This window comes from Alphaproteobacteria bacterium (assembly GCA_016870095.1).
Classification (GTDB): domain Bacteria; phylum Pseudomonadota; class Alphaproteobacteria; order Paracaedibacterales; family VGCI01; genus VGCI01.
The window spans coordinates 188,304-211,988 of sequence record VGCI01000002.1 but is presented as its reverse complement, the minus strand read 5'-3'; the positions used below and the strand labels follow the sequence as shown (position 1 = coordinate 211,988).

21 protein-coding genes and 2 tRNA genes are annotated in these 23,685 nt (G+C 39.7%); 15 read left to right on the top strand and 8 right to left on the bottom strand.

Translation table 11 applies throughout. The features are described from left to right. Positions 1–46 precede the first annotated feature (46 nt). Both FJX03_02515 and FJX03_02510 read left to right on the top strand, forming a co-directional pair. A tRNA-Leu gene (locus tag FJX03_02515) sits at positions 47–133 on the top strand. Positions 134–461: 328 nt separating this feature from the next. Next, positions 462–1,322, top strand: a complete 861-nt coding sequence (locus FJX03_02510) for a hypothetical protein (protein MBM3632568.1) — start codon at positions 462–464, stop codon at positions 1,320–1,322. Positions 1,323–1,527: 205 nt separating this feature from the next. Here FJX03_02510 and FJX03_02505 read toward each other — a convergent pair whose 3' ends face one another. Further along, a complete protein-coding gene (locus tag FJX03_02505; GenBank protein MBM3632567.1) occupies positions 1,528–3,483 on the bottom strand; it encodes a tyrosinase family protein in 1,956 nt (651 codons plus the stop codon). 284 nt (positions 3,484–3,767) lie between these two features. Then, the gene (locus tag FJX03_02500; protein MBM3632566.1) at positions 3,768–4,205 is read right to left on the bottom strand and encodes a hemerythrin domain-containing protein; all 438 of its coding nucleotides are present in this window, start codon (positions 4,203–4,205) and stop codon (positions 3,768–3,770) included. Between the two features lie 557 nt (positions 4,206–4,762). On the opposite strand from FJX03_02500, the gene FJX03_02495 reads away from it, so the two are divergent. After that, positions 4,763–5,278: a hypothetical protein gene (locus FJX03_02495; protein ID MBM3632565.1), complete on the top strand. Its 516-nt coding sequence runs from the start codon at positions 4,763–4,765 to the stop codon at positions 5,276–5,278. 84 nt (positions 5,279–5,362) lie between these two features. Here the strand turns inward: FJX03_02495 and FJX03_02490 are convergent, their stop codons facing one another. Together FJX03_02490 and FJX03_02485 are read right to left on the bottom strand one after the other, a co-directional pair. Next, positions 5,363–6,922, bottom strand: coding sequence for an NTP/NDP exchange transporter (locus FJX03_02490; GenBank protein ID MBM3632564.1), 1,560 nt, complete (start codon positions 6,920–6,922; stop codon positions 5,363–5,365). Positions 6,923–7,191: 269 nt separating this feature from the next. Continuing rightward, entirely contained in the window at positions 7,192–8,343 is a 1,152-nt protein-coding gene (locus tag FJX03_02485; protein MBM3632563.1) for a flagellar motor protein MotA, read from the bottom strand. Between the two features lie 252 nt (positions 8,344–8,595). On the opposite strand from FJX03_02485, the gene FJX03_02480 reads away from it, so the two are divergent. Then, positions 8,596–10,749, top strand: coding sequence for a hypothetical protein (locus FJX03_02480; protein MBM3632562.1), 2,154 nt, complete (start codon positions 8,596–8,598; stop codon positions 10,747–10,749). Between the two features lie 26 nt (positions 10,750–10,775). Here the strand turns inward: FJX03_02480 and FJX03_02475 are convergent, their stop codons facing one another. Beyond that, complete coding sequence (locus FJX03_02475; GenBank protein MBM3632561.1) at positions 10,776–11,441, bottom strand: hypothetical protein; 666 nt, start codon at positions 11,439–11,441, stop codon at positions 10,776–10,778. A gap of 588 nt (positions 11,442–12,029) precedes the next feature. Here FJX03_02475 and FJX03_02470 point away from each other — a divergent pair. After that, complete coding sequence (locus FJX03_02470; protein MBM3632560.1) at positions 12,030–12,923, top strand: LysR family transcriptional regulator; 894 nt, start codon at positions 12,030–12,032, stop codon at positions 12,921–12,923. Between the two features lie 34 nt (positions 12,924–12,957). Further along, positions 12,958–14,199, top strand: a complete 1,242-nt coding sequence (locus FJX03_02465; GenBank protein ID MBM3632559.1) for an MHS family MFS transporter — start codon at positions 12,958–12,960, stop codon at positions 14,197–14,199. Between the two features lie 17 nt (positions 14,200–14,216). Here FJX03_02465 and FJX03_02460 read toward each other — a convergent pair whose 3' ends face one another. The 3 genes from FJX03_02460 to FJX03_02450 form a co-directional block, all read right to left on the bottom strand. Continuing rightward, on the bottom strand, positions 14,217–15,065 hold the full coding sequence (locus tag FJX03_02460) for a phosphatidylcholine/phosphatidylserine synthase (GenBank protein ID MBM3632558.1): 849 nt from the start codon (positions 15,063–15,065) through the stop codon (positions 14,217–14,219). Continuing rightward, positions 15,065–15,763: a phosphatidylserine decarboxylase gene (locus FJX03_02455; GenBank protein ID MBM3632557.1), complete on the bottom strand. Its 699-nt coding sequence runs from the start codon at positions 15,761–15,763 to the stop codon at positions 15,065–15,067. Before FJX03_02455 ends, FJX03_02460 begins: the two co-directional genes overlap by 1 nt. Before the next feature lie 137 nt (positions 15,764–15,900). After that, positions 15,901–16,359, bottom strand: coding sequence for a winged helix DNA-binding protein (locus FJX03_02450; protein ID MBM3632556.1), 459 nt, complete (start codon positions 16,357–16,359; stop codon positions 15,901–15,903). 584 nt (positions 16,360–16,943) lie between these two features. Between FJX03_02450 and FJX03_02445 the strand changes: the two genes are divergently transcribed. The 9 genes from FJX03_02445 to FJX03_02405 all read left to right on the top strand — a co-directional run bounded on the left by FJX03_02445 (position 16,944) and on the right by FJX03_02405 (position 23,677). Continuing rightward, positions 16,944–17,438 carry a hypothetical protein gene (locus FJX03_02445; GenBank protein MBM3632555.1) on the top strand — a complete coding sequence of 165 codons (495 nt, stop codon included), beginning with the start codon at positions 16,944–16,946 and terminating at the stop codon, positions 17,436–17,438. Between the two features lie 89 nt (positions 17,439–17,527). Continuing rightward, positions 17,528–18,310, top strand: a complete 783-nt coding sequence (locus FJX03_02440) for a pyrroline-5-carboxylate reductase (GenBank protein MBM3632554.1) — start codon at positions 17,528–17,530, stop codon at positions 18,308–18,310. Beyond that, a complete protein-coding gene (locus tag FJX03_02435) occupies positions 18,307–18,834 on the top strand; it encodes a hypothetical protein (protein MBM3632553.1) in 528 nt (175 codons plus the stop codon). Before FJX03_02440 ends, FJX03_02435 begins: the two co-directional genes overlap by 4 nt. Further along, positions 18,828–20,024 carry a 2-octaprenyl-6-methoxyphenyl hydroxylase gene (locus tag FJX03_02430; protein ID MBM3632552.1) on the top strand — a complete coding sequence of 399 codons (1,197 nt, stop codon included), beginning with the start codon at positions 18,828–18,830 and terminating at the stop codon, positions 20,022–20,024. Before FJX03_02435 ends, FJX03_02430 begins: the two co-directional genes overlap by 7 nt. A gap of 77 nt (positions 20,025–20,101) precedes the next feature. Then, positions 20,102–21,316, top strand: a complete 1,215-nt coding sequence (locus FJX03_02425; GenBank protein ID MBM3632551.1) for a CCA tRNA nucleotidyltransferase — start codon at positions 20,102–20,104, stop codon at positions 21,314–21,316. A gap of 104 nt (positions 21,317–21,420) precedes the next feature. Beyond that, positions 21,421–21,496, top strand: a tRNA-Phe gene (locus FJX03_02420). Between the two features lie 118 nt (positions 21,497–21,614). Next, entirely contained in the window at positions 21,615–21,827 is a 213-nt protein-coding gene (locus FJX03_02415) for a DUF465 domain-containing protein (GenBank protein ID MBM3632550.1), read from the top strand. Positions 21,828–21,940: 113 nt separating this feature from the next. After that, positions 21,941–22,357: a rubrerythrin gene (locus FJX03_02410; GenBank protein MBM3632549.1), complete on the top strand. Its 417-nt coding sequence runs from the start codon at positions 21,941–21,943 to the stop codon at positions 22,355–22,357. Positions 22,358–22,375: 18 nt separating this feature from the next. Beyond that, positions 22,376–23,677, top strand: coding sequence for a glycerol-3-phosphate dehydrogenase (locus FJX03_02405; GenBank protein ID MBM3632548.1), 1,302 nt, complete (start codon positions 22,376–22,378; stop codon positions 23,675–23,677). Positions 23,678–23,685: the final 8 nt, after the last annotated feature.

The window sequence follows — 23,685 nt, the reverse complement described above, 5'->3', positions numbered from 1 at the left end:
ATGATTCGATATGGTCAGGCGGATTGCAAGCTGTCTGACCATGTTAGCCCTTGTGGCGGAATTGGTAGACGCGGCAGACTCAAAATCTGTTGTTCGTAAGGACGTGGGAGTTCGATTCTCCCCGAGGGCACCATGAAAACCAACCGTGTGAGAGGATTTCGCTAAATCTCTCAAAATACCTCAAAAAAATTTCCTCTAAATTGTCACAACCGTGAGAATTATGAGAGGTATTCAAAAATTCTTTAGTGTTCTCCCTTTCAATTATAAGCGAACAGGACCCCCTTTTAAAGGGAGCATAAAATAATAAGATTTCTATGGAGGGTTGTGATATGGTGTTAAACATGAATCTTTTTAATTAAATTAATAAAGAAAATAATGAATTAAAACATATGTTTGATCTTTAATTTTATTTGTTTTTCAATAATTTTGAGGAAGCGTTTTATTAAGGATGACATTTAACTTTGATAAAAGATTATTCAGATCTTCTGGCCTATAATATTCAGCAACAAGAAGTTTTTAGTAATATATGCAAACCCCTTTTTGAACATTTACCCATTTCTCATTTTTTTTATGGAAGATATTATTTAAACGGACGCTACTTTGTTTTAGGAAATCGACCTAAGTTTCTCAAATTTTATTTTGATCATAATCTAACCAAACCTAATGAAATTTTTCTGGAAGATTTTGTATATATCCCTTCCCAAGGTGTTCATAAGTATTTGTGGCCTCTTGAGTCGACAGTCTTGTCTTCTACCATGAATGTCTTAAAAGAAATGGGCATTAGAAATGGACTTAATGTCACAATTAACAGGGGTGACTTTTTTGAAACCTTTATTTTTAGCTCAAGTGTTGGAATTCAACAAGCTCACAATCTATATCTGAATTCGTTTGATCTACTTCAACGGTTTATGACTTATTTTCATCAACAGGCAAGAACTCTCGTGACTGGTGAAGAAATAAAGAGCTTTCCCTATTCTGCTCTTTATGAGAATAAAATGAGGGAGGCAAGCTTAGAAAATTCTCAAAAAACAAGTAGAATGAAGCTGATTGAACAAACAATTTTATCTCAGCACCCCATCATGATTTTGGGGAAAGAGTTTAGCATTTCTACCAGAGAATTTGACTGTATGACGCATCTGAGTAAAGGAAAAAGTATTAAAGAAATAGCCTCTATTTTAGAACTTTCCCCCCATACAATAACATCTCATATAGGCAACATAAAAATTAAACTCGGTGTTATCAGTAAATCAAAATTGATCGATTATTTTTTAGAGTCATCCCCTGCATCTCCAAATTATAAGGATGATGAGAATAACTTTTAGAATATTAATGGTCATTCATGCAGAGTAATATTCACTTTTTAAAAAAGGCGCATAAACCAAGAGATTTCTTAGCTTATGCGCCTGTAATTAGAAAACTTAATATTGCTTTTATCTCGTTGAATGTAACCTTTTTATTAAAAGACCTACAGAGACTAAATATGTAAGTAAGTTACATTCAATTTCTCTTACCCATATCAATTTCTATCTACATAGTTAAAAAATATGCTCCACTAACCATAGGTGCCCGTAGACAACCAAGAGGTCCCATATCAAGCGGAATCCATGTTGTTCCGTCTTCAGTATATCCACCCTGTACTATACAGTCGCCAGGCTTAGAAGTTACTAATAACATTCTGTTTGGGGAAGAAATTAATTGTAAAGGCGAAGCCGTCCAATTTAAGTTTTGTGTTTCTTCCCATTTAGTTCCGTCAGTTGATGATGAGATCTGTATTTGACCATTACCTGGATTAGAAGATGCCATGTAAAATTTATCTTTAAAAGATGCTAAACTTATGTACGATGCTCTACGCTCCGGGTCTCCAGGCCCAGTTACTAAGTCATCCCAAGTTTCCCCATCTGTTGAAGAAAGCTGAATATATCCATAATTATTATTTGTGCAGGTTGCCACATATAATCGGTTTAAGAAAGTTGCTATGCTTATGGCAGATCCTCTTCTATCAGTCTCTCTTGGGGAAGTCTCAAATTTGTTCCATGTCGTCGTTCCATCATTATTGGAAATTTGAAGTGCTCCCGAACCAGGCATGGTGCTTGCCAACCATAATTTCTTATTGAAAGATGCCATACTTATGTCATTGGCTCTACGATCGTTATCTCCCGGAAAGGTTAGTACTTTACCCCATTTAATCCCATCGCTTGTTGAAGAAAGATCAATAATTCCACTTGATGAAGGTCTGCAAGTAGCCAACCATAATTGGTCATTGAAAGTTGTCATGCTTACGGCATGCCCTGTTCGCATATAGTCTTTTCGAATACCGTCTCCAGGATTTTGGGATATTGGAAGGTTCCATGTTATTCCACTATTACTAGCGGTAAGGTTTATAATTCCCTCATCAGAAGTCGTGATTGCTACAAAGTATGGAGGAGGAGTGAGATTAGAATATCTATACCCAAGTGTCCTATAGTTAATTACTTGACCTGGAGTACATGACACACCAGGTGTTTTCCACTCATATGGGGTCGGATCAACCATACTTGTGTCCCATGGTTCCATATTATCATCAAGATTTTGTCCTTTACTATATCGAGACCCACGTGGATATGAAGTTCTATCAACGGAAAGTTCAGAAAATAATCTCTTCTCTTGCCAAATTGCCCAAATACGATCGATGTTACACAGATGTAGAAAATAGGCTGGATCGTTCGGTGAAGGCACACTCATTGTGCCACCTATCCACTGACAAACTCGTTGATGAAAGTTTGGTGCTATTTGTGGGTTATCAAGTAACCCCTCTAAAGTGATTCTCAAGCCACCTTCACTTTTACCATCTTGGCTAGTATACTCATAGGTTGGGCATTCAAGAGCATAATTTACATCTGCAAGCGTAGGCAGTGTTGGAGCCTTGGGATCTCTCCCCATAGCCCGGCTTAAAGTTGTTCCTGTTTGTTTCCTTTGGGAATCAGGAACTGTAACCCAAGTAGTGGTCTGAAGTTCACTTTTACCAATGATAATATTATCACCATCTCCTCCCATAAAATTAGAAGCCCAAATAGATGCTTGTTTTGGATCGGGCAATGCAGCATCTTCGGTCCAATCCCAATAAGGTAGGGCAAAAGATGGCTTTTGAAGTACTCGTTGAAGATCTTTTTCAAATTGCAAAATGAATTGACGGTGCCATGGTAAAAATGAGGGTTGATTCGTAAAATTGGAGTGGTTGACTACGCTATCTTGCATATAAGTAACCACGTAAAAATCGTATGTGTTCGTGTAGTTTTGTCCTTTTACGACTCCTTTGGTAACTACTTCATTTTTTAGTAAGTAGCAACCCCTAACATAATCACTTCTCTCCACAGATGTTAATGTATTAACATTTTTCCTTAAGACAGTGGGTTCACCCTTCACTGCTTGATCCATAGCTAAAATTGACGTGCAATTCGTTGCTAAAGTTAAAATATAAAGTAAACATTTCGTTCTAATTCTCATAAAATATATCCCTTTTCTTTTATTTTATAGCGCAATTTATGTTTAATAATTTTCAAATGATTAAAATTATAAATACATTCTTAATTATTTAATTTAAAAATTATTTTAAACATCTGCTATCCATTATTTTTGGGGGTATCATTTTTTTTATAAAGGGCGTATAGGGCAAAATAATTACGATTGTAATGTTGGGTGATTGGATATTTGTACCTTATATAAGATAATCTAAACTTTGTTAAAAATTTTTGGTGCCCATTCATAAGAAAAGGCACCAAATTAATATATTATGCGGCCATTAATTCGCCTTTTAATGCATCCATCTCTTTGGCTAATTCATTAGCTTCTTCCGTACTTAAAACTTCTTTTGCTAAATCGAAAATATCCCCTTCCTCTTCTTCGACATGGTGTGTAACGGAATGCTTAAATTCTCCAAACAATTCCATCCATTTTTCATTTTCAATGGAAACACCCCTTATCCTCGAAATATATTCTTTAACTTCTTCATGTTCTTTATCAGCATGTTCAATTTTCTCATAAATTTCTTCATACTCCCTTAAGGCATTGTAAAATGTAGCATTTTCAGTTTCAATATGCAGAAGCAGTTCCTTAGCGACTTCTTCAAATAGGGATTCACGCTTTTTAAGGCTTTTCGTGGAAAGTATGTGTTGAAAAATTTCATCAACGGCACGATGATCTTTTTTTAAGTAATTATAAATATTCATTTTTCCCTCCCTTTTTAATTTTTTGCTTACCTCATAAGATAAATATTTATAAAATAAGATTTTTATTTTTTATCCTCGACTCAAAACATTCGAAAAGAGGATAAAAAGGAACTTACTCTTCAATCATGCCAAGAGATAGGTGAATTATGATCAAATTTTAACCTATATAGTTTGCAATGGGCTTGATCAGGGATGCTTATGTTTTATGCGAAAAATTGAGGTTCTCATCATATGAACTCCAAATAAAAACAGCAAGTATGCTTTTTGAAACTCATAGCCATAACCTGATCGTATCTCTAAACATTTATGAGGGTGAACCTGATGGACTAATGCAAAGGAAAAGAGTTATTTATGGTAATCGTTTAACAGTCTGATAAGTTCCTAGACTCTTTCATTAGAATAATAAACTCAATGATTGCGCAATCAAGCTTGCCATCAATGGCTTAAAGCCCCCTGTTAATCCGTCTGCTATACGAAGAATTAGGAATATGATAACAATCATAGGCTTAATGCCAGGTGAAAGACCATTATTAATAATTAAAGAAAGTGAGGTTATTATGTTTCAAATATTTCTTCCCGTCCGCACAAGAAATGGGTTGATTGGTAGCTTATATATAGCTTTATTCGTGAGCTCAGGCTGGGCAAACTTTCCTGGGGATTTAGAATTGCGAGAGTTACGGGAATTCGATGATGTTCGTCAAAAATGGTACGATGCTGATGAATATCAAGAAAGAAAAATTCGCGACGAAATGCTAAAAATCTCTCCGGAGATGCTTTTTCAATGTCAATTCAGTCAACCCAAGCAATCTATGGATTACTTTCGGGGAATAATGAGCCAATGGGTTAATTCGCACCTTGAACTTATCGATGTGGCAGGAGATGAAAAGGTCCTAAAAAGATATCAAGGGGTATTGCGGAATGCATTTGCGAAAGCTGTCAATAAAGTTATGGCGGTTACCCCATCAAGTCCTACGATGGCTTTGGCGGATGTCAGGAATGACGATGATAAAGTATCGGAATCTTTAACTCCGCTCCATTCTCAAGAACGATCTTATTCTCCAGATGTTTTTTAATCAAAATAATTTTTTAGTATTTTGGCCATAAAAAAACGGGGAGAAAAATCTCCCCGCTTCCCTACAAAAGTCGGTTAAAAACCTTTATTTAGCGGCTTTTGTTTCTTCAGCGCGTCTTGCGACAGCTGCTGTAACTTTGGTAGATAAGCCTTTTACAGCGAAGAGCCACAGAACGCAAATGACGGCAAAAATACCAAATGCATAAGGAGCTGTCGCTGCAACTTCACCTGCACCACTGCTGATTCCAACAGCGGCTAGGATCATTTGAAGGTTACTTTGAACGAAAGCACCACCGGCTTTACCAGCACGCCCACCAATGACGTCTACGGCCGCTTTACCTTTGGTTTTCAATTCATCATCTAGGGGAATATATGCCATTTCTTTCGTGGAATCGAACAAGATATATTTGATTCCTTTTGAGATGATAATAATTCCTGCGCCTAAGAAGCTTGCAGCTGCCACGGGGCTTGTCGATATGGCATGCAAGATAAAGTCAACCCAGTCTTTCGCAAAGATAAAGGCGAAGAATATAAAACCACCCAACGTAATAACAAGAGGTGTGATGACAGCAGCACTAAACCAACTGACACGGCGTAGAATATTCGATCCAACAACCAATCCAAACACAATGGTGAAGATACCGGTCAATGTGGAGAAATTCCCCATGAACGCGTTGTATCCCCCTTTATCTCCTCCGAAAAAGAGACCGAGCTGATTTTTCCATTGAACTTCAATCAAGTTAATTGTAATTCCATAGGCCATAATTAAGAGGGCAATGAATCCTAATTCAGGGGAACGAAGAATTAACTTAAAGCTTTCAGTAAGGGAAGGCTTCTCTTTCTTCTTCTTGGGAACGCCTGCTTCTTCTGGATCGAAGAAACGCTTATCTGTCAAAACAGACGTATGCATCCATCGATAAATCATCATGGAAAATGCACCAAAAACAACAACGGAACCCATGAGAAGGTATAAAGACATTTGCCAGGCTTCTTCATGAGAAGGGTAGAACTGCTTAATATCTTCGGAACAGTAGCGCACCAATTGACCTGATAAGATCAAGGCTACGTTTGCAACCACACCAAACAATCCATAAAATCGTTTAGACTCTCTCATGCGTACGACGTGGTTGGCGAATTGCCAGAACATCAAAGCAATCATTGCACTTCCCCAAATCTCTGAGAGAACATAGAACAAGGAAAATGACCAATAAGCATAAATATCAATAAATCCAACTAAAGCCGGATGTGCCAGTTTTAGAGCAGAAATTGATTCTGGGCTGGGGTGTAAAGCTTCAAGATTTGGATAAATGATAAAGGCAAAAGCACCAAAAAATATTAAGAACGGCATGACAACGGCATAAAACACGTTTTCACGAGACAAAATATTCGTTAGCTTTGCATAAATAATAACAAACAAAATGGCCGCAGGAGTGACACAGTATAATTTCAAGAATGAAATTGCACCCGCACCGGCGGAGTTTACAACGATTGTATCTTTTGTGTCTCGTAATAATGTGTAATTAAACAATATACAAAACATGATAAAAGCCAGCGGTAAGAACTTCTTGAGTTCATAGTTATGAATGGGCCATAGAGCGGCACGCCATCCTGTAAATTCGGGTTGAGTTGAATCTTTAGCACTCATTTTCTAGTTAATCCTTCATTGTTAATACCAATCATTACCGTAGGTTTCGAATTTTTCTTCTGCAAAAATAGAAAAACTAAGCGATTAAGCATATGATTATTCTATAATATTATTATTAGAAAAACACATTAGACATACGTCAAAATGACATAGTAAGTATATTCTACTACATCTTCAATGGTCTATCACAAAAAACAGACCCTTTACAACAATATTTTCTGTGAGAAATCAAGTGGATTGCGCCCGTAGAAGCCCTAAGGGAATAGGAGCTAAGCAGCTTCTTGGTCAGCAAGCGCAGAAATTGTCCTTGCGACAAGACGTATTTCCCCTCGAAGCTCTTGAATGCCGCGGTCTCTGCCCTCTATGAGTTCTTCTAACAATCGGAGAGTTGTTGCATCTAAATTTCGCAAATATTGCTTGATTCCATCATCGCCACCATTAAAAGCCGGTGTTGCGGCAATTGTTGCAAATGTTTCAAGTTGCTTTTGAAGGTCAACTTGTCCTTGAGCCATTTTTTTAAGCAAGACTTGTTGGGAAACCATTTGTTCTGTCAGCATTGACATTTTTTCACCAACCATATGAAGCGATTGGAGAATATTACTCCTATTGTCCTCATTGCGCTGCATTATATTTTGAAGTTGGCCCATGCCTTCAGCGGTTTGTTCTAAAAGACTATGGGTGTACGCAGGACCGCTATGGCCAGATCCAATGTTTGTGTTGCTAAAATCAGGAGTTGTTTTGGTTTGTCCTGTTAAATGATCTTCTAGATTATGATATAAACAGCCAGCTGCCTTTGTGACTTGGAGATCTAAGAACCCTAAGACTAATGATCCTGCTAATCCAAACATGGATGTGCTAAATGCTGTTCCCATACCCATTAAAGGAGCTTGTAATCCCTGCTTAAGGGTTTGGAATGAGTCTTTGACGTTTGTTGAGTCTACTTCTAGCCCTGTTATAACACCAGCAATGGCTCCAATTGTTTGAGATAGGCCCCAGAAAGTTCCTAATAGGCCTAGAAAAATTAAAAGTCCGATCATGTATCGCGAAACGTCTCGTGTTTCATCGAGTCTAGCTTCAATACTGGAAAGAATAGAACGAAGGTTCAAAGTGGTTAATTGATGATGTTGTTGACTTTCCCCTAAAGAAATTGACAGAGGTATAAGGATTTTTGGGGCGGGCGTTCCGGGAAAACGTTCTTCGCCCCGTTCATAACTCTCAAACCACGACTGCTCTTGGCGAAGCCGATATAAACGATAAAAAACGATACCAATACCGAGACTTAATGTCACAAGAATAACTGAATTGAGGGGGATATTGTTTTTAAATGCTGTTAAAAGGGGAGTGAAAATTACCGCAACAACACCAGCCATAGCAGCTAAAAAAGCCATCATTCGAATAAAATAGCGATTAATATAATTCACGAGAAATGCCCCTTATTATCTAATTTTTATTGCTCACTCTAGACTAAAAATTGAGCTGTGCAAAGTGCAATCCATTTTTATATGATTCATCACTTTAAAAAAAGCATTTTTCTAAACAAAGCTATCCCTTTTTTAGTAAAATTGGATTTACGGATTGTGGGGAGGGCTTATTCATCGCCTTGTCATTAACGAAAAATAAAACATTTTCATTTTATCATTTCATAGGAGAGTCATGAGGAAAGGAATGTCGTAATGGAGAATTATAAATTCTCGTGGAAAAGTAGAAAGCTCTATGTCGATATCATGGCGAGCTTCTTCTTTATTACTTTTGGGACGACCCTTGCTACTACGTGGTATACCTATCATTCAAATTCTGAATCTATGCTTCAAGTTTCTGAAGATTTGTTGACTCATGTCAGTAAGTTCTCTGTAGCAAAAGTTATTTCCTATTTGAATCAAGCGCAACTCATTACTCATCTTGGGGCAAATCTTGTTAAAGATAAGGCTCCTATTACCAATGAAAACCAACCACTTATCGCGTTTATGGAAGGTATATTAAGATCTTATCCCTACCTATCTTCAATTTATATAGGAACGGAAGACGGAACATTTCTTCAAGTTAAAAGCCTTAATTCTTCCTCTACCTACCGCACGGACCCCTCTCGTCCTCTCCCAGGAGGTAGTGTTTCGTCAATACGCTACATTACGCGTGCCAATGGTCATGTTTCCGAAGTGTGGGAATATCAAGACGCAGAAGGTAAAATTCAGGATAGGGAAGCCATTCCTAAAGTGATGTATAATCACTTGATCAGAGATTGGTATGTCAGTGTTTCGCAATCACGCCTTTCCCAGTGGAGTGACGTGTATGTTTTTAGTTCAACAAAAAAGCCAGGTATTACAACCGGATATCCCCTTACAAACTCAGAAGGTGACTTCTTTGGGGTTATTGCTGTTGACATTGAAATGGGCGCCATATCTGAATTTTTAAATGAAACACGCATCTCTAAGGGTTATGCAGCTTTTATTCTTACAGAAAAAGAGGAATTAATTGCCAGTACAGATAAAAGCCAAATGGTTAAGGTTGAAGGGGAAAAAGTTCGTGCCATCAATCTAAATGAGTTAAGCGATAAGCGCGTTGTCTTAGGTTATCAAAAATTTAGAAATGATCAGAAGGATAACTTTACTTTTGAGAAGGATGGAATTGAGTATATTTCAAGTTTTTCCTTCTTTCCAAAAGAGTTTGAGAAAAAGTGGGCGATTGGCCTTATTGTTCCTATTGATACTTTCGTTGGCAGCATCAAAGATACCCAGCGCAAGATCCTGCTTATTACATTCCTCATTTTTTTGACGTCGGTAACGTTGATTGGCTTTATTTCCCGGCGAATTGCCCGTCCTATCATTTTGCTCTCTGAAGAAGCCACGAGGATTAAAAATTTTGAACTTGACAGTAATGATGAGATCAACACAGATATTTATGAATTACAGCTTTTAAATAATTCAATATCCTCTATGCGTATGAGTATGCGTGCTTTTTCTAAGTTCATTCCTAAAGTATTGGTTGCGAAGCTTTTAAAGACGAATCAATCTGTGAAAATTGGTGGAAAATTGCGGCGTGTCACATTGCTTTTCTCGGATGTTGTAAATTTCACAACAGTTTCAGAGAACTACCCGCCAGAAAAGCTTGTCGTGCATTTGTCTGATTATTTTGAAGAAGTCACTCAAATTATTATGAAAGGCAATGGCACTATTGATAAATATATTGGCGATGCGGTTATGGCATTCTGGGGCGCACCGATTGCGGATAAGGATCAAGCTCTAAATGCTTGCCGTTCGGCTCTTACTCTTCAACAACGTCTTTCACACTTAAATAGACAGTGGGCGATAGAAAACAAGCCAATATTAGAGACCCGCATCGGGATTCATACAGGGGATGTTATTGTTGGAAATATGGGATCATCCGACCGCATGAACTACACAGCTCTTGGAGATACTGTTAATTTGGCAGCTCGATTAGAGGGTACAAATAAAATGTATCATACCCATATTATTATTAGTGAAGAAGTATACCATGAGGTTAAAGAACGTTGTCTTGTTCGTCCTGTTGATCTTGTCGCTGTAAAAGGAAAGGTAAAGCCTGTAAAAATTTATGAGTTGGTGGGAATTTTTCAGGATAATCCATCACTTCTTCCTTCGGAAATGCAAGTCAACTATTGCACTCTCTTTACGAAAGCATTCCAGCTATATGTTGAGCGCCGTTGGGACGCAGCAATCAGTCTTCTTGAGGATATCAAGGTTCACTATGGAGATGATTTTACAGTCTCAGTATATTTGGAAAGGTGTAACAATTTCAAAGAGAACCCTCCCCCCGAAGACTGGGATGGAGTTATGCATTTGACGGAGAAGTAAATTGGGGAGCTAAGGCTTAGGTTGATTTAAAAATCAGATAATGCAAAATATTTCAAATAGGCCCGTAATGCTGGATTTCCCCATTGATTGCGCCAGAGGGTTTGACGGAAGTCTTGATTAACCTTCTGTAGATGTTTAACCAATTCCTGGTGAGTATCATGATCTGCGGATATCCTAATTTGAATTTTTTCCTCTGAAAGTGTTGGTATCCGTGATTCATGGAATATAAAATTTCGATAAATTTCAAGGGCATCCAGATTGCTATCATCAACAGTTAAAGCTAACCCATTTGCATTTGTCGCTTGGCAAAATACAAGGAGGGATTCTAGCATGTTGAGATAGAATCGTGCAGTCAACATTTCTTGTATATATTCATTGCCAAATGCTTTTTCAGGTAGCTTTTGAGCTTCTAGAATGGGCCAGTCACTCATCGCCATTGGTATTAAATACTCTTCATTCGACTGTTCGCTAAGATCACATATTAACGTATCTTGGATAGCTAGCACGAAAGAGCAGCGTAGATCATAGCGCGCATCTTGGGCATAAAATGAAAAGAGGTTAGGGGACAATTCATGGAAATTTGAAAGAAATTGCTTCTTGAAGGACGGGTTGTTTTTCGGGTTTTGGTCAACTTTATGAGTATGGCCCTCCGATTGATTAGACAGTGTGGTTTTTGGAACAATGTAGAGCATAATCACGCCTCCCCGTTCTTTTTAGTGCAAAGACTTCTTGAAAAGCAGGTGCTCATTCAAAGAATATCTCGTGCAACTCCAATTAAAATTTAAAAACTTAATTTTTGTTTCTACTTTTTTTAAAATTCTTTCTGATTTACTGTAATTTTTTAGAATTAGAACTAAATTTATTATCTTTAGCGCCAAATTTCTAACTTAGTGGATAATATCTCTTATTGTTTCGTTTATCAGAACAGTAATTCGCTCTTATGAACTTATTACAAAAATGTTTCATTTGTAAACAAAAAAATATCTCATAACATATCTTGAAACAGAACCAGCATTTGATTATGGTACGAAATATGCACTGACTCAGATACCGTATATCTTTTTCTCAAATCGTTTAAGATAGCTTGGTTCAGTTGCGTTATCTAGGTTTAGAAACTTTCGATAATAACTCTGATAGTGGCGGTCAGGCATTTTTTTGCCTTAATTTTGTTTCAAACGAAAAATAGACGTGACAAAATACCCCATTTGCTTAAAGGAGAATTGATTTAATGATTCTGCTCTCTTACTCGATATAGCAGAAACATTATTTACGGATTAATTATGGACTTTGAATATTTAAAAAATTTCTACGAACTCGTTCTGGCAGGAAGTGTCCGGAAGCTCGCAGAAATTAAAGACATTCCTGTCGGGAAAGTTTCCCGGCAACTCTCGGTATTAGAACGCGAACTCGGGACGACACTTCTCGAACGCAAACAAGGTATTGCTGGACTTAAACTGACAAGACAAGGGCAAATCCTGTTTGGGGCTCTGCCCGGGATTATCGGATCAATTGAAAATGTAAAAGCAATGATGGGGTCAGATCCGAACCTTAACAAAGGGGAAGTGACTATTTATACCACGTCATCTTTAATAGAAGACTGGATTGTGCCTATACTGCCTAGTTTTTTTGAAGAATATCCTTCTATTCATTTAAATTTCTTACGTCATGACAACTTATTATCGGAAGAAATGAAGGCGAGAGTTATTTCTATAACGCCAAAAAGTGAGGAACTGGACAACATTATTCAAGTTCCTTTGCGAGATTTTCATGTCGGGCTTTGGGCATCTTCTGAATATCTGGAAAGATATGGAATTCCAAAAAAACAAACAGACTTAATTCGTCATAGATTGCTCGTTTTTGCAAAAGATTTTGACAAAATGACCTACCCAAACATCAATTGGCATTTAAAAAATCTTGATATAAAATCTGAAGATTTATTGTGTATAAATTCGAGTGCTGCTCTTATCAAAGCTGCCCGAAATGGTCTAGGAATTATTTCTTTATCTGCAGAAGCAATTGAGGCGAGCGGGTATTCTTTAGTCAGAGTTCTTCCCGATTTGGAGGGGCCAATGGTTACGATGTGTTTAACTTATCCAACCTATTTCCAACAAAATAAATTAATAAAAAATATTGAAGATTTTTTTAAAAAGAAATTTGCAAATATAAATAATTAAAAATTAATAATATTCTAATATAGAGAATGAATAAATGAAAACAAAAGCAAAGCAAACTTTTTCTATTGTCGCAGGACATTTATTTGAACACTACGACATTTCCCTGTATGGTTTCTTTGCAGTACTTTTAGCCCCTGTGTTTTTTCCACCTGATTCAGGATACTCTTCCATACTGGCTAGTTTTGCAATTTTTGCGGCTGGCTTTTCTATGCGCCCTTTAGGGGGCGTGATTTTCGGGTATATTGGGGATCGGTATGGGCGTAAGCGAGCTTTATTACTTTCCATTAGTCTGGCTATATTACCGACTTTTTTAATTGGTCTACTTCCCACCTACAGTTATATAGGATTGGCGGCACCCATCCTTCTTTTGATCTTGCGACTTATTCAGGGAATAAGTGTGGGCGGTGAATATTCAGGTGCCATGATTTATGTTTTTGAGCATGCTCAAAAGAAGCACCCGGGTTTAAAGGCAGGAATTTTAATTGGTTCCGGTTTTGCAGGAGCTGTTATGGGCACGGCTATTGGAACCTTCTGTACCTCTTTCTTTATGCCAACCTGGGGGTGGCGTATTCCCTTTATATTTGGGGGCATTATGGGAATCATTATTTATTGGCTTCGTAAAGATATTCAAGAGACACCAGAGTTTAAAGCCTTATCCAAACTTGAGGGGCCCATAAAACATCCTTTCCGTAGTGTTTATACTTTGAACAAAAAAGAATTTCTGAGTTCAATAGTTTTTGGGGGGGCCAACCTTGTTCCCCTTTACCTTGCAACAGTCTATATAAATGTTTGGTTCGTTGAATTGGGATTATCTCGTACAGAAATTTTGTTTGATAACACAATTGTTTTATTATGTTCAGGCCTTTTAATGCCGCTCACAGGATATTTGGCGGATCGGCTAACGGCGCTTAAAATGATGAGGGGGGCTTTACTCGTTCTATTGGTGTTTTCTTTACCCTTATATTATTATATTTCGCAGGATCCTACGTGGCAAAAATACCTTATTCTTCAAGCTTTTCTGGTAATTTCCAATGCGTGTATTATTGTACCGTTAACAACTTTTTTGCCCTCTCTCTTTTATTCTTCTCATCGTTATACGGGCATTTCTGTAAGTTATACGCTTGGTCAAGCCACTCTCGGAGGATTGACACCAGTTCTTGCCACTTTATTAACAGACTCTATTGGGCAAAAGTGGGCACCTTCGCTTTTATTGTCGGCATCTTCTTTGCTTTTTCTCATTGCTTTAAGGATTTGTCAAAAGCCAAGATTTGGCTAACCCTCATAAGAAGAACCTTACTCTTTTGGCGGAACCTCGTTTTTTCGCGCGGCATTATGATAGGATATAATGCTAAACGGAAAAGTACTTACATATCCTAAGGCGATGATTGTCAGCGTTAACCATGGATTACTGAATAACGCAGCCGTTGATAAAGCTATAAGAACCATAAGGGGAAGTACAAATTTATGGGGGATATGGACTTTCTTTAAGGTAATTGTTGGCATTGAACTAATCATTAAAAGAGCGACACCAAATAAAATTGCCCCGCAAAAAAAAGGGCTCATGATAAAATCATAAGACCATTGGAAGGACATGACAATTGGACTGATAGTTAAGGCTGCAGCAGCGGGCGCTGGTATTCCTTTAGAATATGCGGCAGCCCAGGAGGGGGTTGTACCTTCAATGTCCCCAGTGTTAAAACGCGCAAGACGTAAAGCCATACAAACACTAAATAATAGAACAATAGCCCATCCAAAACCGCCCCACTGCTTTAAACAAAAGAAATACATGACGAGTGCGGGGGTGACGCCAAAACTAATAAAGTCAGAAAGGGAGTCTAACTCCGCGCCAAAACGGCTTGAGCTTCCCAGGAAGCGGGCGAGGCGACCATCAATTGCATCCAAGATTCCTGCTATAAGTATGGCAGCCACGCACCATTCCCAACGCTCTTGTAGCGCAAAGCGAACGGCACTTAAGCCTGTGCATAATGCCAGAACTGTAGCAATATTGGGAAGCATGGCGGGCAAGGAATAACCTTGAAGGGGGCGTTGTCTCAATCGACTTGGTAGGTGGGTGGACAATTTACGCCTTTTGGGTTTAGGGGGTTTTTCTTCAAAAGGCAGTGTTTTTCGTTTCCAAGCCATTAGTGGCAAATCCCTTCACGTAAATGCTTATGACTCGTTCCTTTTGTTGAGAGATCAGCAATGATGGTTTCCCCGGCAATCATTCGCTGGCCTTCAATAATAGATGGGAAGACACCTTCAGGTAAGTAGATATCCATACGACTTCCAAAGCGAATGAGGCCATATGTTGCTCCCGTTTGTACTTGATCTCCTTCTTGGGCTTGACACAAAATTCGTCTCGCAATGAGCCCGGCAATTTGGACAACTGCAATTTGTGGCCCACTGGGCACTTGAATGACCAGGGATTGTCGTTCATTCTGATCACTGGCTTTTTCATCAGCAGCATTAAAGAATTGACCAGGCTGATAGATAGACTTCAAAATTTTACCGCCAATTGGGATTCTATTCACGTGCACATCAAAAACATTTAAGAAAATGCTAATTCGAAGGCATGGATTTTTCCCCAGACCGAATTCTGCGGGAGTATCCATTTGCTTAATGCCACATACGATACCATCTGCGGGGCTTACAATTAAGCCATCTTGTACAGGGGTGAATCGTTTGGGGTTGCGAAAAAAGTAAGCACACCAACCTGTAAGGATAATGCCGACCCAGCCTAGGGGCTGGCAAATATAGAATAAGAAAATTGATATGGCTCCGAAAAGACCAATAAAACGCCACCCTTCTGGATGTATGTGAATGGGGAGGAATAGAGACATTGTTTTATTGACTCCTTCGTACTGACAATGTTTGTTCACACTGCCTTGAAGTCAAAAAAAATTCAAGAGAAGAATATAAGTGGGAAAGTGAAAAAGGAGGGGATAGCCCCTCCTTTATTTTGAAATAAGTCTTTCAATTAGCGGCGTAAATCTCGTGTTAATAAGCTTGTCCAGAAAGTTTCAAGATTATTAAGCATACCATCTAATTCCTCAGCTTTTGCAGAACTGATACCCTCATTAGCAAGCGCTTTCGCGTGCATTGTGAATAATTCATCAAGCCTGTCATGTAGTTTTATGCCTTTTTCAGACAATTTTACATGGCTTGAGCGTCGGTCATGAGCACTGGGCTCTTGAATTAAATAGCTATTTTGAACCATTTTACGCAAATTATAAGACACGTTAGATCCAAGATAGTATCCCCGGTTTGTCAACTCACCCACAGTAACTTGTCCGCGACCTACGTTGTAGAGAACAAGACATTGAACGTTGTTGATGTCTCGAATTTTCATTCGGTCCAATTCAATTTTTACAACTTCTAAGAACAGTCGATGGAGGCGTTCGATCATCACAACTGATTTAAAATAATTTTCTTTCATGGTCCACCCCTTAAAATAATTTTGGTTTCAATTTAAATTTATCGCTAATTGGTTAAAATTCTTTTAAGCTTTTAAAAAAAAATGAAATTATATCGATTTTTTTGTAATAAAGCTTGCCGCACAGGCAACTAAAAAATAAAAATAAATTTTTTCAGCAGTACCCGAGTGCAACTTTAGAGAAGAATATCATCCTGATGTTGATATAGTTTTTAATGCTGGTTCTTGTTGTGACCTTTACACTATAGCTATCTTTATTCTGATTAAAGAAATGACTTGAAGTTTAAATTCCAACATTCAAATAATCAAATTATTTCTTCATACACAATGGGTATAATTACCTTAATATACCTTTCCTCATTGTTTTTCAATACCATACATGAAAAAATATAGAAAAAATTTCCAGAAATTGAGGTTGAAAGTGAATAGTGACGGTGTATTTCTCTGAAATAAGACTCTCCCTGCGACTTAATGGCATAGGATGTTTTTCCTGGAATATAACTTTCTTCGTATCACAACCCTTGAAATTATATGTATAATATTCCAAGATACCTTACAAATTTATTGAATTGAAAAAATTTCCCAAAATGATTGTTGCGAAGAAGATTGAAAATTTTGATCCCTTAAGCGTGGCGACGCAAATTGCAGAAGATTCTTTATGGAATTGGGAAAGACTGAGGCCCGATGAGTTAATTATCGATATTCCGGGACATTGGGGTGAATATCGCTTCCATCTGTGCTGGCAGGCTGAATCCCATTTGTTCTATCTGGCTTGTTTCCTGGATTTAAAAGTTCCAGAGCCCCTTCCTTTAGGTATTTATGAACTTCTGACTTTAATCAACCGAAGGTTGTGGATGGGTCACTTTGATTTGGTTGATGATCAATGGATCGTTTTTCGATATTCACTGCTTTTACAAGGCAAAAAATCTAAAGAAGTAACACCTCAAATTGAGGAATTAATGGAAACAATTATTGGAGAATGTGAAACATTTTATCCCGTTTTTGGAACCTTATTAACCCATGGTACACTTCCGCAGGATGCTTTGCAGATGGGGTTAATTGATACGGTTGGAGAAGCTTGATATTTCGTTAGGAGTTTTATGAAGTTTTTATCAAGGATATACGGGCAGTATGTTGGTTCGAGCGAACGATTGAGGAAAGCGAGAATAAAATGAAACGCGCAAAGTTTCTTTTGGTAGGATGTGGTGTCATGGGAAGTGCCTTAAAACAAGGCTGGGAGCGGGATAACGCGCCCTTTGATGTCGTTGTCATTGAACCGTCAAATCCTCAATATGTACCCGATTTGGCTTCACTTCCTGAAGATTTTGTGCCCAATCTTATTATTTTTGCAGTTAAACCCCAAATTTTACCTGACCTTTTGCCTCATTACCGACGATTTTCAGGACAGGGTTGTTTATTCTTATCTATAGCAGCAGGTTTGACATTGAGCACTTATCATCGACTTTTAGGCGAAGACGAATGTATTATTCGTGCTATGCCCAATATCCCTGTAACAGTGGGACAGGGGATCTCCGTTCTTGTAGCGCAGAATCCGTTAACAAAAGAACAACGAGCTTTAGGACAATCAATCTTTGAGGCATCTGGAAAAGCGATATGGCTCGAACACGAAGCTTTGATGGACGTTGTGACGGCAGTGTCTGGGAGCGGGCCGGCCTATTTTTTTCGCCTTGTAGAATGTCTGGCAGCTGCAGGTGCTGAGTGTGGTCTCCCGCGGGAGGTGGCGTTTGCATTAGCCCGTCAAACAGCTATAGGAGTGGGGGCTATTCTTCAGGGTACGTCAGATTCAGCAACTGATTTGCGCATAAAAGTTACCAGCCCGGGAGGAACAACGGCTGCTGCATTAGGTGTATTTGACCAAGGTCATGCTTTAGAAAAGCTAACTTATACGGCTGTAAAAGCGGCCGTGCATAGAGGACAGGAATTGTCTCAATGAATGAAGAGGCTCTATGGAAGCTAGCGGAAGAAGGGGGTTTAGAAGCCTTAACAGTTGAAAGATTGGCTCAAGAAACGGGGCAGAGCCCTCTTGAACTTGCATCTCTTTATCCGGAAACGGCCTTTATGGTTTTAGTCCTCATGGAAGAAATTCATGATCAGACGATGCGTGAAATCCCCCCCTCGACATTACCCACACATGATCGGTTAACAGATATGGTCATGAGTCATTTGGATGCTTGTGCTTCTCATCGCAATGCGATTCGTCGTCTCTGGGGGGACCTGGTCGCAAAACCTCTGATGCTGCTGACGTTACGTCCTTATGTGATGAAAATGGTTGCGCGTATTTTGAAAGATTGTGGTATGGAGGAAGATAATCTTTGGGCTCCTATACAATTACGAGCTTATTTGACCCTATTTATTTATGTATTGTACGTGTGGATTTATGACGAGACGCCTGAACAAGAGCACACACTGGTTACTCTAGATCAAGGGCTCAAACAATTAGGGAGCTTGCCATGGTAAAGCCACAGGCAATGGATGTTGTCATTGTTGGGGGTGGTTTGGTTGGAGGAACGTTAGGTGTCGCCCTGGCTCAACAGGGACTTATGGTAACAGTGATAGATAGGGAGTCACCAGAGGATCTTTTAAAGCCAGATTTGGATGGGCGAACAACTGCTGTCGCTTATGGATCAAAACTTATTTTTGATCGCCTGAACATCTGGCCCAAAGTTGACCATGCGGCAGAACCTATCCTGGATATTCGTGTATTTGAAAAAGATTCTCCCTGGGCTGTTTATTATGATCATCGAGATGTTGGCCCAGATCCGATGGGTTATATAGTAGAAAATCGAACTTTGCGCCAAGGTATTTTTCAGCGTGCTCAGGAGTTGTCACATAATTTGATTTGGAGGGCGCCCGCACAGGTGCTTCAAAGTGAGCGTCACCTGGAAGCAGCTGTCATTCAGTTGGAGGACGGTGACGTTTTGAAGACCCCGTTGATTATTGGAGCGGAAGGACGCTTATCTCCCTTAAGAGATGAGGCGGGTATCAAGACATTTCGGTGGCGATATAACCAATCGGCTTTTATTGCTCACGTCCGTCATGAAAAACCGCACGAAGGCAGGGCCTGGGAGATTTTTCAAGCTCAAGGGCCGTTTGCTATCTTACCTTTACGGACATGCCCTGTGACTGGGGTGAACCGATCAGGTATTGTGTGGACAGGCTCTCCGCAGGATATTAATCGTCTATTAGACTTGGACGATGTCAAAATTTCCCTAGAGCTTCAAGAAATTTTTCCCTTTTATGGAAATTTGGAAGTTTCTGGCAAGCGGTGGTCATACCCCCTCTCGGCCATGGTTGCGAAAAATACAGTCGATCATCGTCTCGCGATTGTGGGGGATGCCGCTCATACAGTCCATCCTGTGGCAGGACAAGGAGTTAATTTAGGTTGGCGGGATGCGCAAATTTTGGCAGAAGTCCTCAAAAAAGCTAAGGATTTGGGGCTTGATATTGGATCACAGAGTATTTTATCTGACTATCAGCGTCGACGTCGACTCGATACAGCTTCGATACTCGCAATGAGTGATGGAATGGTTCGATTATTCTCCAACAAATCCAGCATACTTTCTTTTATGCGTAATACAGGTTTGGGAATCGTAAACCAAATCCCTCCCTTGAAAAGACGCCTCATCCGAAAAGCGATGGGCATTTGAGGGGGAAAATTGCAAAGTTATTTTGTTCTTAAGTCCTCCCCTTGCTCAATTTTGTGAGACTTCCTATAGTATCATTGATGAAGCTCGACTTAACCCAATTTCCTCTTATGGGGGATGCCATAACCCAAAGGCTCTTTCAAATTTTTCGGGAAGAGGGGGGAGAGGCACGGTTTGTTGGAGGATGTGTGCGTGATGCTGTTCTAGGGATTTCTGCACAAGATATTGATATAGCTATTCCCATTGGCCCTGATGATATTATTTACATCCTCACCAAAGCGAATATCAACGTGATTCCGACAGGTTATGAATACGGGACCATAACAGCTGTTTTAGAAAACCGAACATTTCAAATTACGTCTTTGCGCAAAGATTGGGAAACAAACGGCCGTCGTGCACGCGTTACGTATGGAACAAGTTGGGAAGAAGATGCAAGCCGTCGGGATTTCACTATTAATGCGCTTTACGCGGACGTCCAAGGGACTATTTACGATTACTTTCACGGTCTAGAAGATCTTAAATTTGGGATGATTCGCTTTGTTGGCGATGCCCATACACGCATTCAAGAAGATTATTTGCGCATCTTACGATACTTTCGCTTCTTAGCTTGGTATGGCCAAGGTCCTGTCAACTTAGAGGCAATACAGGCCTGTACAGCTTTACATCAGGGGCTAAAGGATTTGTCGCGAGAGCGTATCGGGTATGAATTTTTGAAGCTTTTATCGGCCCCTGATCCTTTATCAAGTCTTCGTTTGTTAAGCAAAGCGGGTATTGCCCCCCTGATTTTGCCTCACTCCATAAATCTTGATGCCTTCGAGTCTCTTTTAAATTTTGAGAAAGTCCCCCGAGTAATGTGTCGTTTAGCGGCCCTTTCTTTACCCAAAATTGACGTTATGGCTCTGGCGAAAACTTTAAGACTTTCGCGAGACCAAAAGAATTACCTTCAATATTGTCAAAATCGTTTAGAGTATTATCCCAGTTCTGAAAAGACGATCTATGCAAATCTCTATCATGATGGTGCTGAATGGTTTGAAGATTTGACTCGATTAAGCCTAACTTTGCGCGCTGTAGGTTCGACAAGATCTATTCTTGACGCAACTTTAAATGTTTCGGCATCTTGGCGGCATCCTACCTTTCCTATTCAAGGCAAAGATCTTGTGGGGATGGGTGTAAAACAAGGTCCCAAATTGGGCGACCTTTTGAAACAGTGTGAAGCCTGGTGGATTGCTCAAAATTTTCAGCCCAATCGCGATGCCTGCCTGAAATGGATTCGAGATCGACAGCAGTCCCATTAGGTTTGGTGCCCTTTCACTTCAAAGTTTCCGTTTCAATGCCATTTTTCATCTAGACAATTCAGTCAAGATTTACTATGTCTGGGAGGCCTAATGTGTAAACGTATGCCCAGATAGCTCAGTTGGTAGAGCAAGGGATTGAAAATCCCTGTGTCGCTGGTTCGATCCCGGCTCTGGGCACCATTAATCTTCTTTCTAGTTTTCAATTAACACTAAATGTAGTATTTATTATTTATGTTGTTTATTTGATTAAGAAGTGATTATATAGATTACTACAAAATAATATGGGTATTATGGAATAATGGCACTAGAACCAAGTATGGTTGTAGAATTACAGCACAAGCTGGACAAACTCAAAAAGGAAGATCGTCAGCTGGTGGACGAAATTTCTCATTTGTCCCTTGATAGCCACCAAAACGACGTTCAAGTTCACCGCTTAAAGAAGCGAAGAATACTTGTAAAAGATCAAATCCAAAAAATTGATGGCCTTCTGGTTCCCGATATTATTGCCTAAACTTCAAGAATTTTAGCCCAAGAATTCATATAAGCCACTATATCCCTTGACGTTTCCCCCTTACTTAGCTGATAGTACTCATTGAACAAATCGCTTAATTTGAGGAGGAAAGTATGTCTTTAAAAGGAAGTAAGACGGAACAAAATTTAAAAGAAGCCTTTGCTGGGGAATCACAAGCCAATCGTCGATATCTCTATTTTGCGCAAAAAGCAGATATTGAAGGTCATAATGATGTTGCCAGTGTATTCAGATCAACAGCTGAAGGTGAAACCGGGCATGCACATGGTCACTTAGAGTTTCTTGCAGCTGTTGGGGATCCGGCAACGGGCTTGCCGATTGGCGATACCTCTTTGAATTTGAAAGCTGCGATCGCGGGAGAGACACATGAATACACAGATATGTATCCAGGTATGGCTCGTACTGCCCGTGAGGAAGGGTTTGAAGAAATTGCAGATTGGTTTGAAACTTTAGGGAAAGCCGAACGTTCTCATGCCGGTCGATTCCAAAGAGCTTTGGAGACCATGAGCTAGGGTAGAGGTGCTCATTGCATGCGTCATACTATTGATTGGACTCATCCCGATTATTTAGATGCGGATAAATTAGACGAAGAAATGCGGCGGGTCTTTGACATTTGTCACGGATGCCGTCGCTGCTTTAATTTGTGTGATACCTTTCCGCGGTTATTTGATTTAATTGATGCGGCGCCCACCGGGGAATTAGATTCTGTTGCTAGTGCTGATTTTGCGCCCCCTGTTGAAGCTTGTACCTTATGTGACTTGTGTTACATGTCAAAGTGTCCCTATACGCCTCCACATGAATTTAATATCGACTTTCCCCACCTTATGCTGCGCTATCGGGCGATGGAGTTTGCTGCGGGCAAAGTACCTTTTTCGACGCAGATTTTAGCAAATACAGATTTGGCGGGTACGGTAGGTAAAACTGTAGCTCCCCTGGCGAATTGGGCGACAAAAGAAGGCAATAAAATCACACGCCCTCTCTTGGAAAAGACATTGGGAATTCATCGGGAAGCCGCTGTGCCTCAGTTTCACGCTAAAACTCTCGTTCGCCAAACCCGTGAACCCTTGTCCCTCAATAAGGCAGCTCCTGCTTATGGGCGCAAAGTCGTTATTTATGCCACCTGTTATGGGAATTATAATAACCCTAATATAGGTCTTGCGACGCGCAAAGTTTTGGCTCACAACGGCGTTGAAACCCAAGTTATTTATCCTGGTTGTTGCGCAATGCCTTTATTGGAGCAAGGTAATATTGCTGGTGTGGCTGAAGCCGCAAAGCGTGTTGCGGGCGAATTAAGACCATGGATTGATCAAGGTTACGAAGTCATTGCTCTTGTGCCATCTTGCGCTTTGATGCTGAAGTCGGAGTGGCCGTTAATTCTGCCCAATGACGAAAATGTAAATCTTTTAGGGCATTCAACGAAGGATATTACGGAATATATGGTAAGTTTGGCTAAAGGGCCAGGGTTAGTAGAAGGCATTAAGCCGCTAACAGAAGGCGTGACGGTTCATATTGCCTGTCATGCGCGGGCTCAAAATATGGGTCAAAAAGCAGCGGAATTGCTTCGCTTGATTCCGGATATTGATTTGCAAGTTATTGAAAGATGCTCCGGTCATGGAGGAGCATGGGGCTTGAAGGTCGAAAATTTTGATATTGCCTTAAAGGTTGGCAAGCCGGTAGCACAACAGGCTTTAAAGAATCAGAACCGTCTCGTTTTATCTGAATGCCCTCTGGCAGCTACACATATTCGCCAGGGCATGGAAAAATTAGATTCTAATTTTGTAAGTGAAAACGCTCATCCTATTGAGATATTTGCCCACGCTTATGGGCTATAAAGCTTTAG

Coding starts and splice junctions, on each gene's coding strand:
- FJX03_02440 (MBM3632554.1), top strand. CDS start 17,528: ATGAAACGCGCAAAGTTTCTTTTGGTAGGATGTGGTGTCATGGGAAGT.
- FJX03_02425 (MBM3632551.1), top strand. CDS start 20,102: ATGAAGCTCGACTTAACCCAATTTCCTCTTATGGGGGATGCCATAACC.
- FJX03_02500 (MBM3632566.1), bottom strand. CDS start 4,205: ATGAATATTTATAATTACTTAAAAAAAGATCATCGTGCCGTTGATGAA.
- FJX03_02475 (MBM3632561.1), bottom strand. CDS start 11,441: ATGCTCTACATTGTTCCAAAAACCACACTGTCTAATCAATCGGAGGGC.
- FJX03_02495 (MBM3632565.1), top strand. CDS start 4,763: ATGTTTCAAATATTTCTTCCCGTCCGCACAAGAAATGGGTTGATTGGT.
- FJX03_02455 (MBM3632557.1), bottom strand. CDS start 15,763: ATGTCTCTATTCCTCCCCATTCACATACATCCAGAAGGGTGGCGTTTT.
- FJX03_02470 (MBM3632560.1), top strand. CDS start 12,030: ATGGACTTTGAATATTTAAAAAATTTCTACGAACTCGTTCTGGCAGGA.
- FJX03_02490 (MBM3632564.1), bottom strand. CDS start 6,922: ATGAGTGCTAAAGATTCAACTCAACCCGAATTTACAGGATGGCGTGCC.
- FJX03_02435 (MBM3632553.1), top strand. CDS start 18,307: ATGAATGAAGAGGCTCTATGGAAGCTAGCGGAAGAAGGGGGTTTAGAA.
- FJX03_02405 (MBM3632548.1), top strand. CDS start 22,376: ATGCGTCATACTATTGATTGGACTCATCCCGATTATTTAGATGCGGAT.
- FJX03_02410 (MBM3632549.1), top strand. CDS start 21,941: ATGTCTTTAAAAGGAAGTAAGACGGAACAAAATTTAAAAGAAGCCTTT.
- FJX03_02480 (MBM3632562.1), top strand. CDS start 8,596: ATGGAGAATTATAAATTCTCGTGGAAAAGTAGAAAGCTCTATGTCGAT.
- FJX03_02460 (MBM3632558.1), bottom strand. CDS start 15,065: ATGGCTTGGAAACGAAAAACACTGCCTTTTGAAGAAAAACCCCCTAAA.
- FJX03_02450 (MBM3632556.1), bottom strand. CDS start 16,359: ATGAAAGAAAATTATTTTAAATCAGTTGTGATGATCGAACGCCTCCAT.
- FJX03_02430 (MBM3632552.1), top strand. CDS start 18,828: ATGGTAAAGCCACAGGCAATGGATGTTGTCATTGTTGGGGGTGGTTTG.
- FJX03_02415 (MBM3632550.1), top strand. CDS start 21,615: ATGGCACTAGAACCAAGTATGGTTGTAGAATTACAGCACAAGCTGGAC.
- FJX03_02465 (MBM3632559.1), top strand. CDS start 12,958: ATGAAAACAAAAGCAAAGCAAACTTTTTCTATTGTCGCAGGACATTTA.
- FJX03_02505 (MBM3632567.1), bottom strand. CDS start 3,483: ATGAGAATTAGAACGAAATGTTTACTTTATATTTTAACTTTAGCAACG.
- FJX03_02445 (MBM3632555.1), top strand. CDS start 16,944: ATGATTGTTGCGAAGAAGATTGAAAATTTTGATCCCTTAAGCGTGGCG.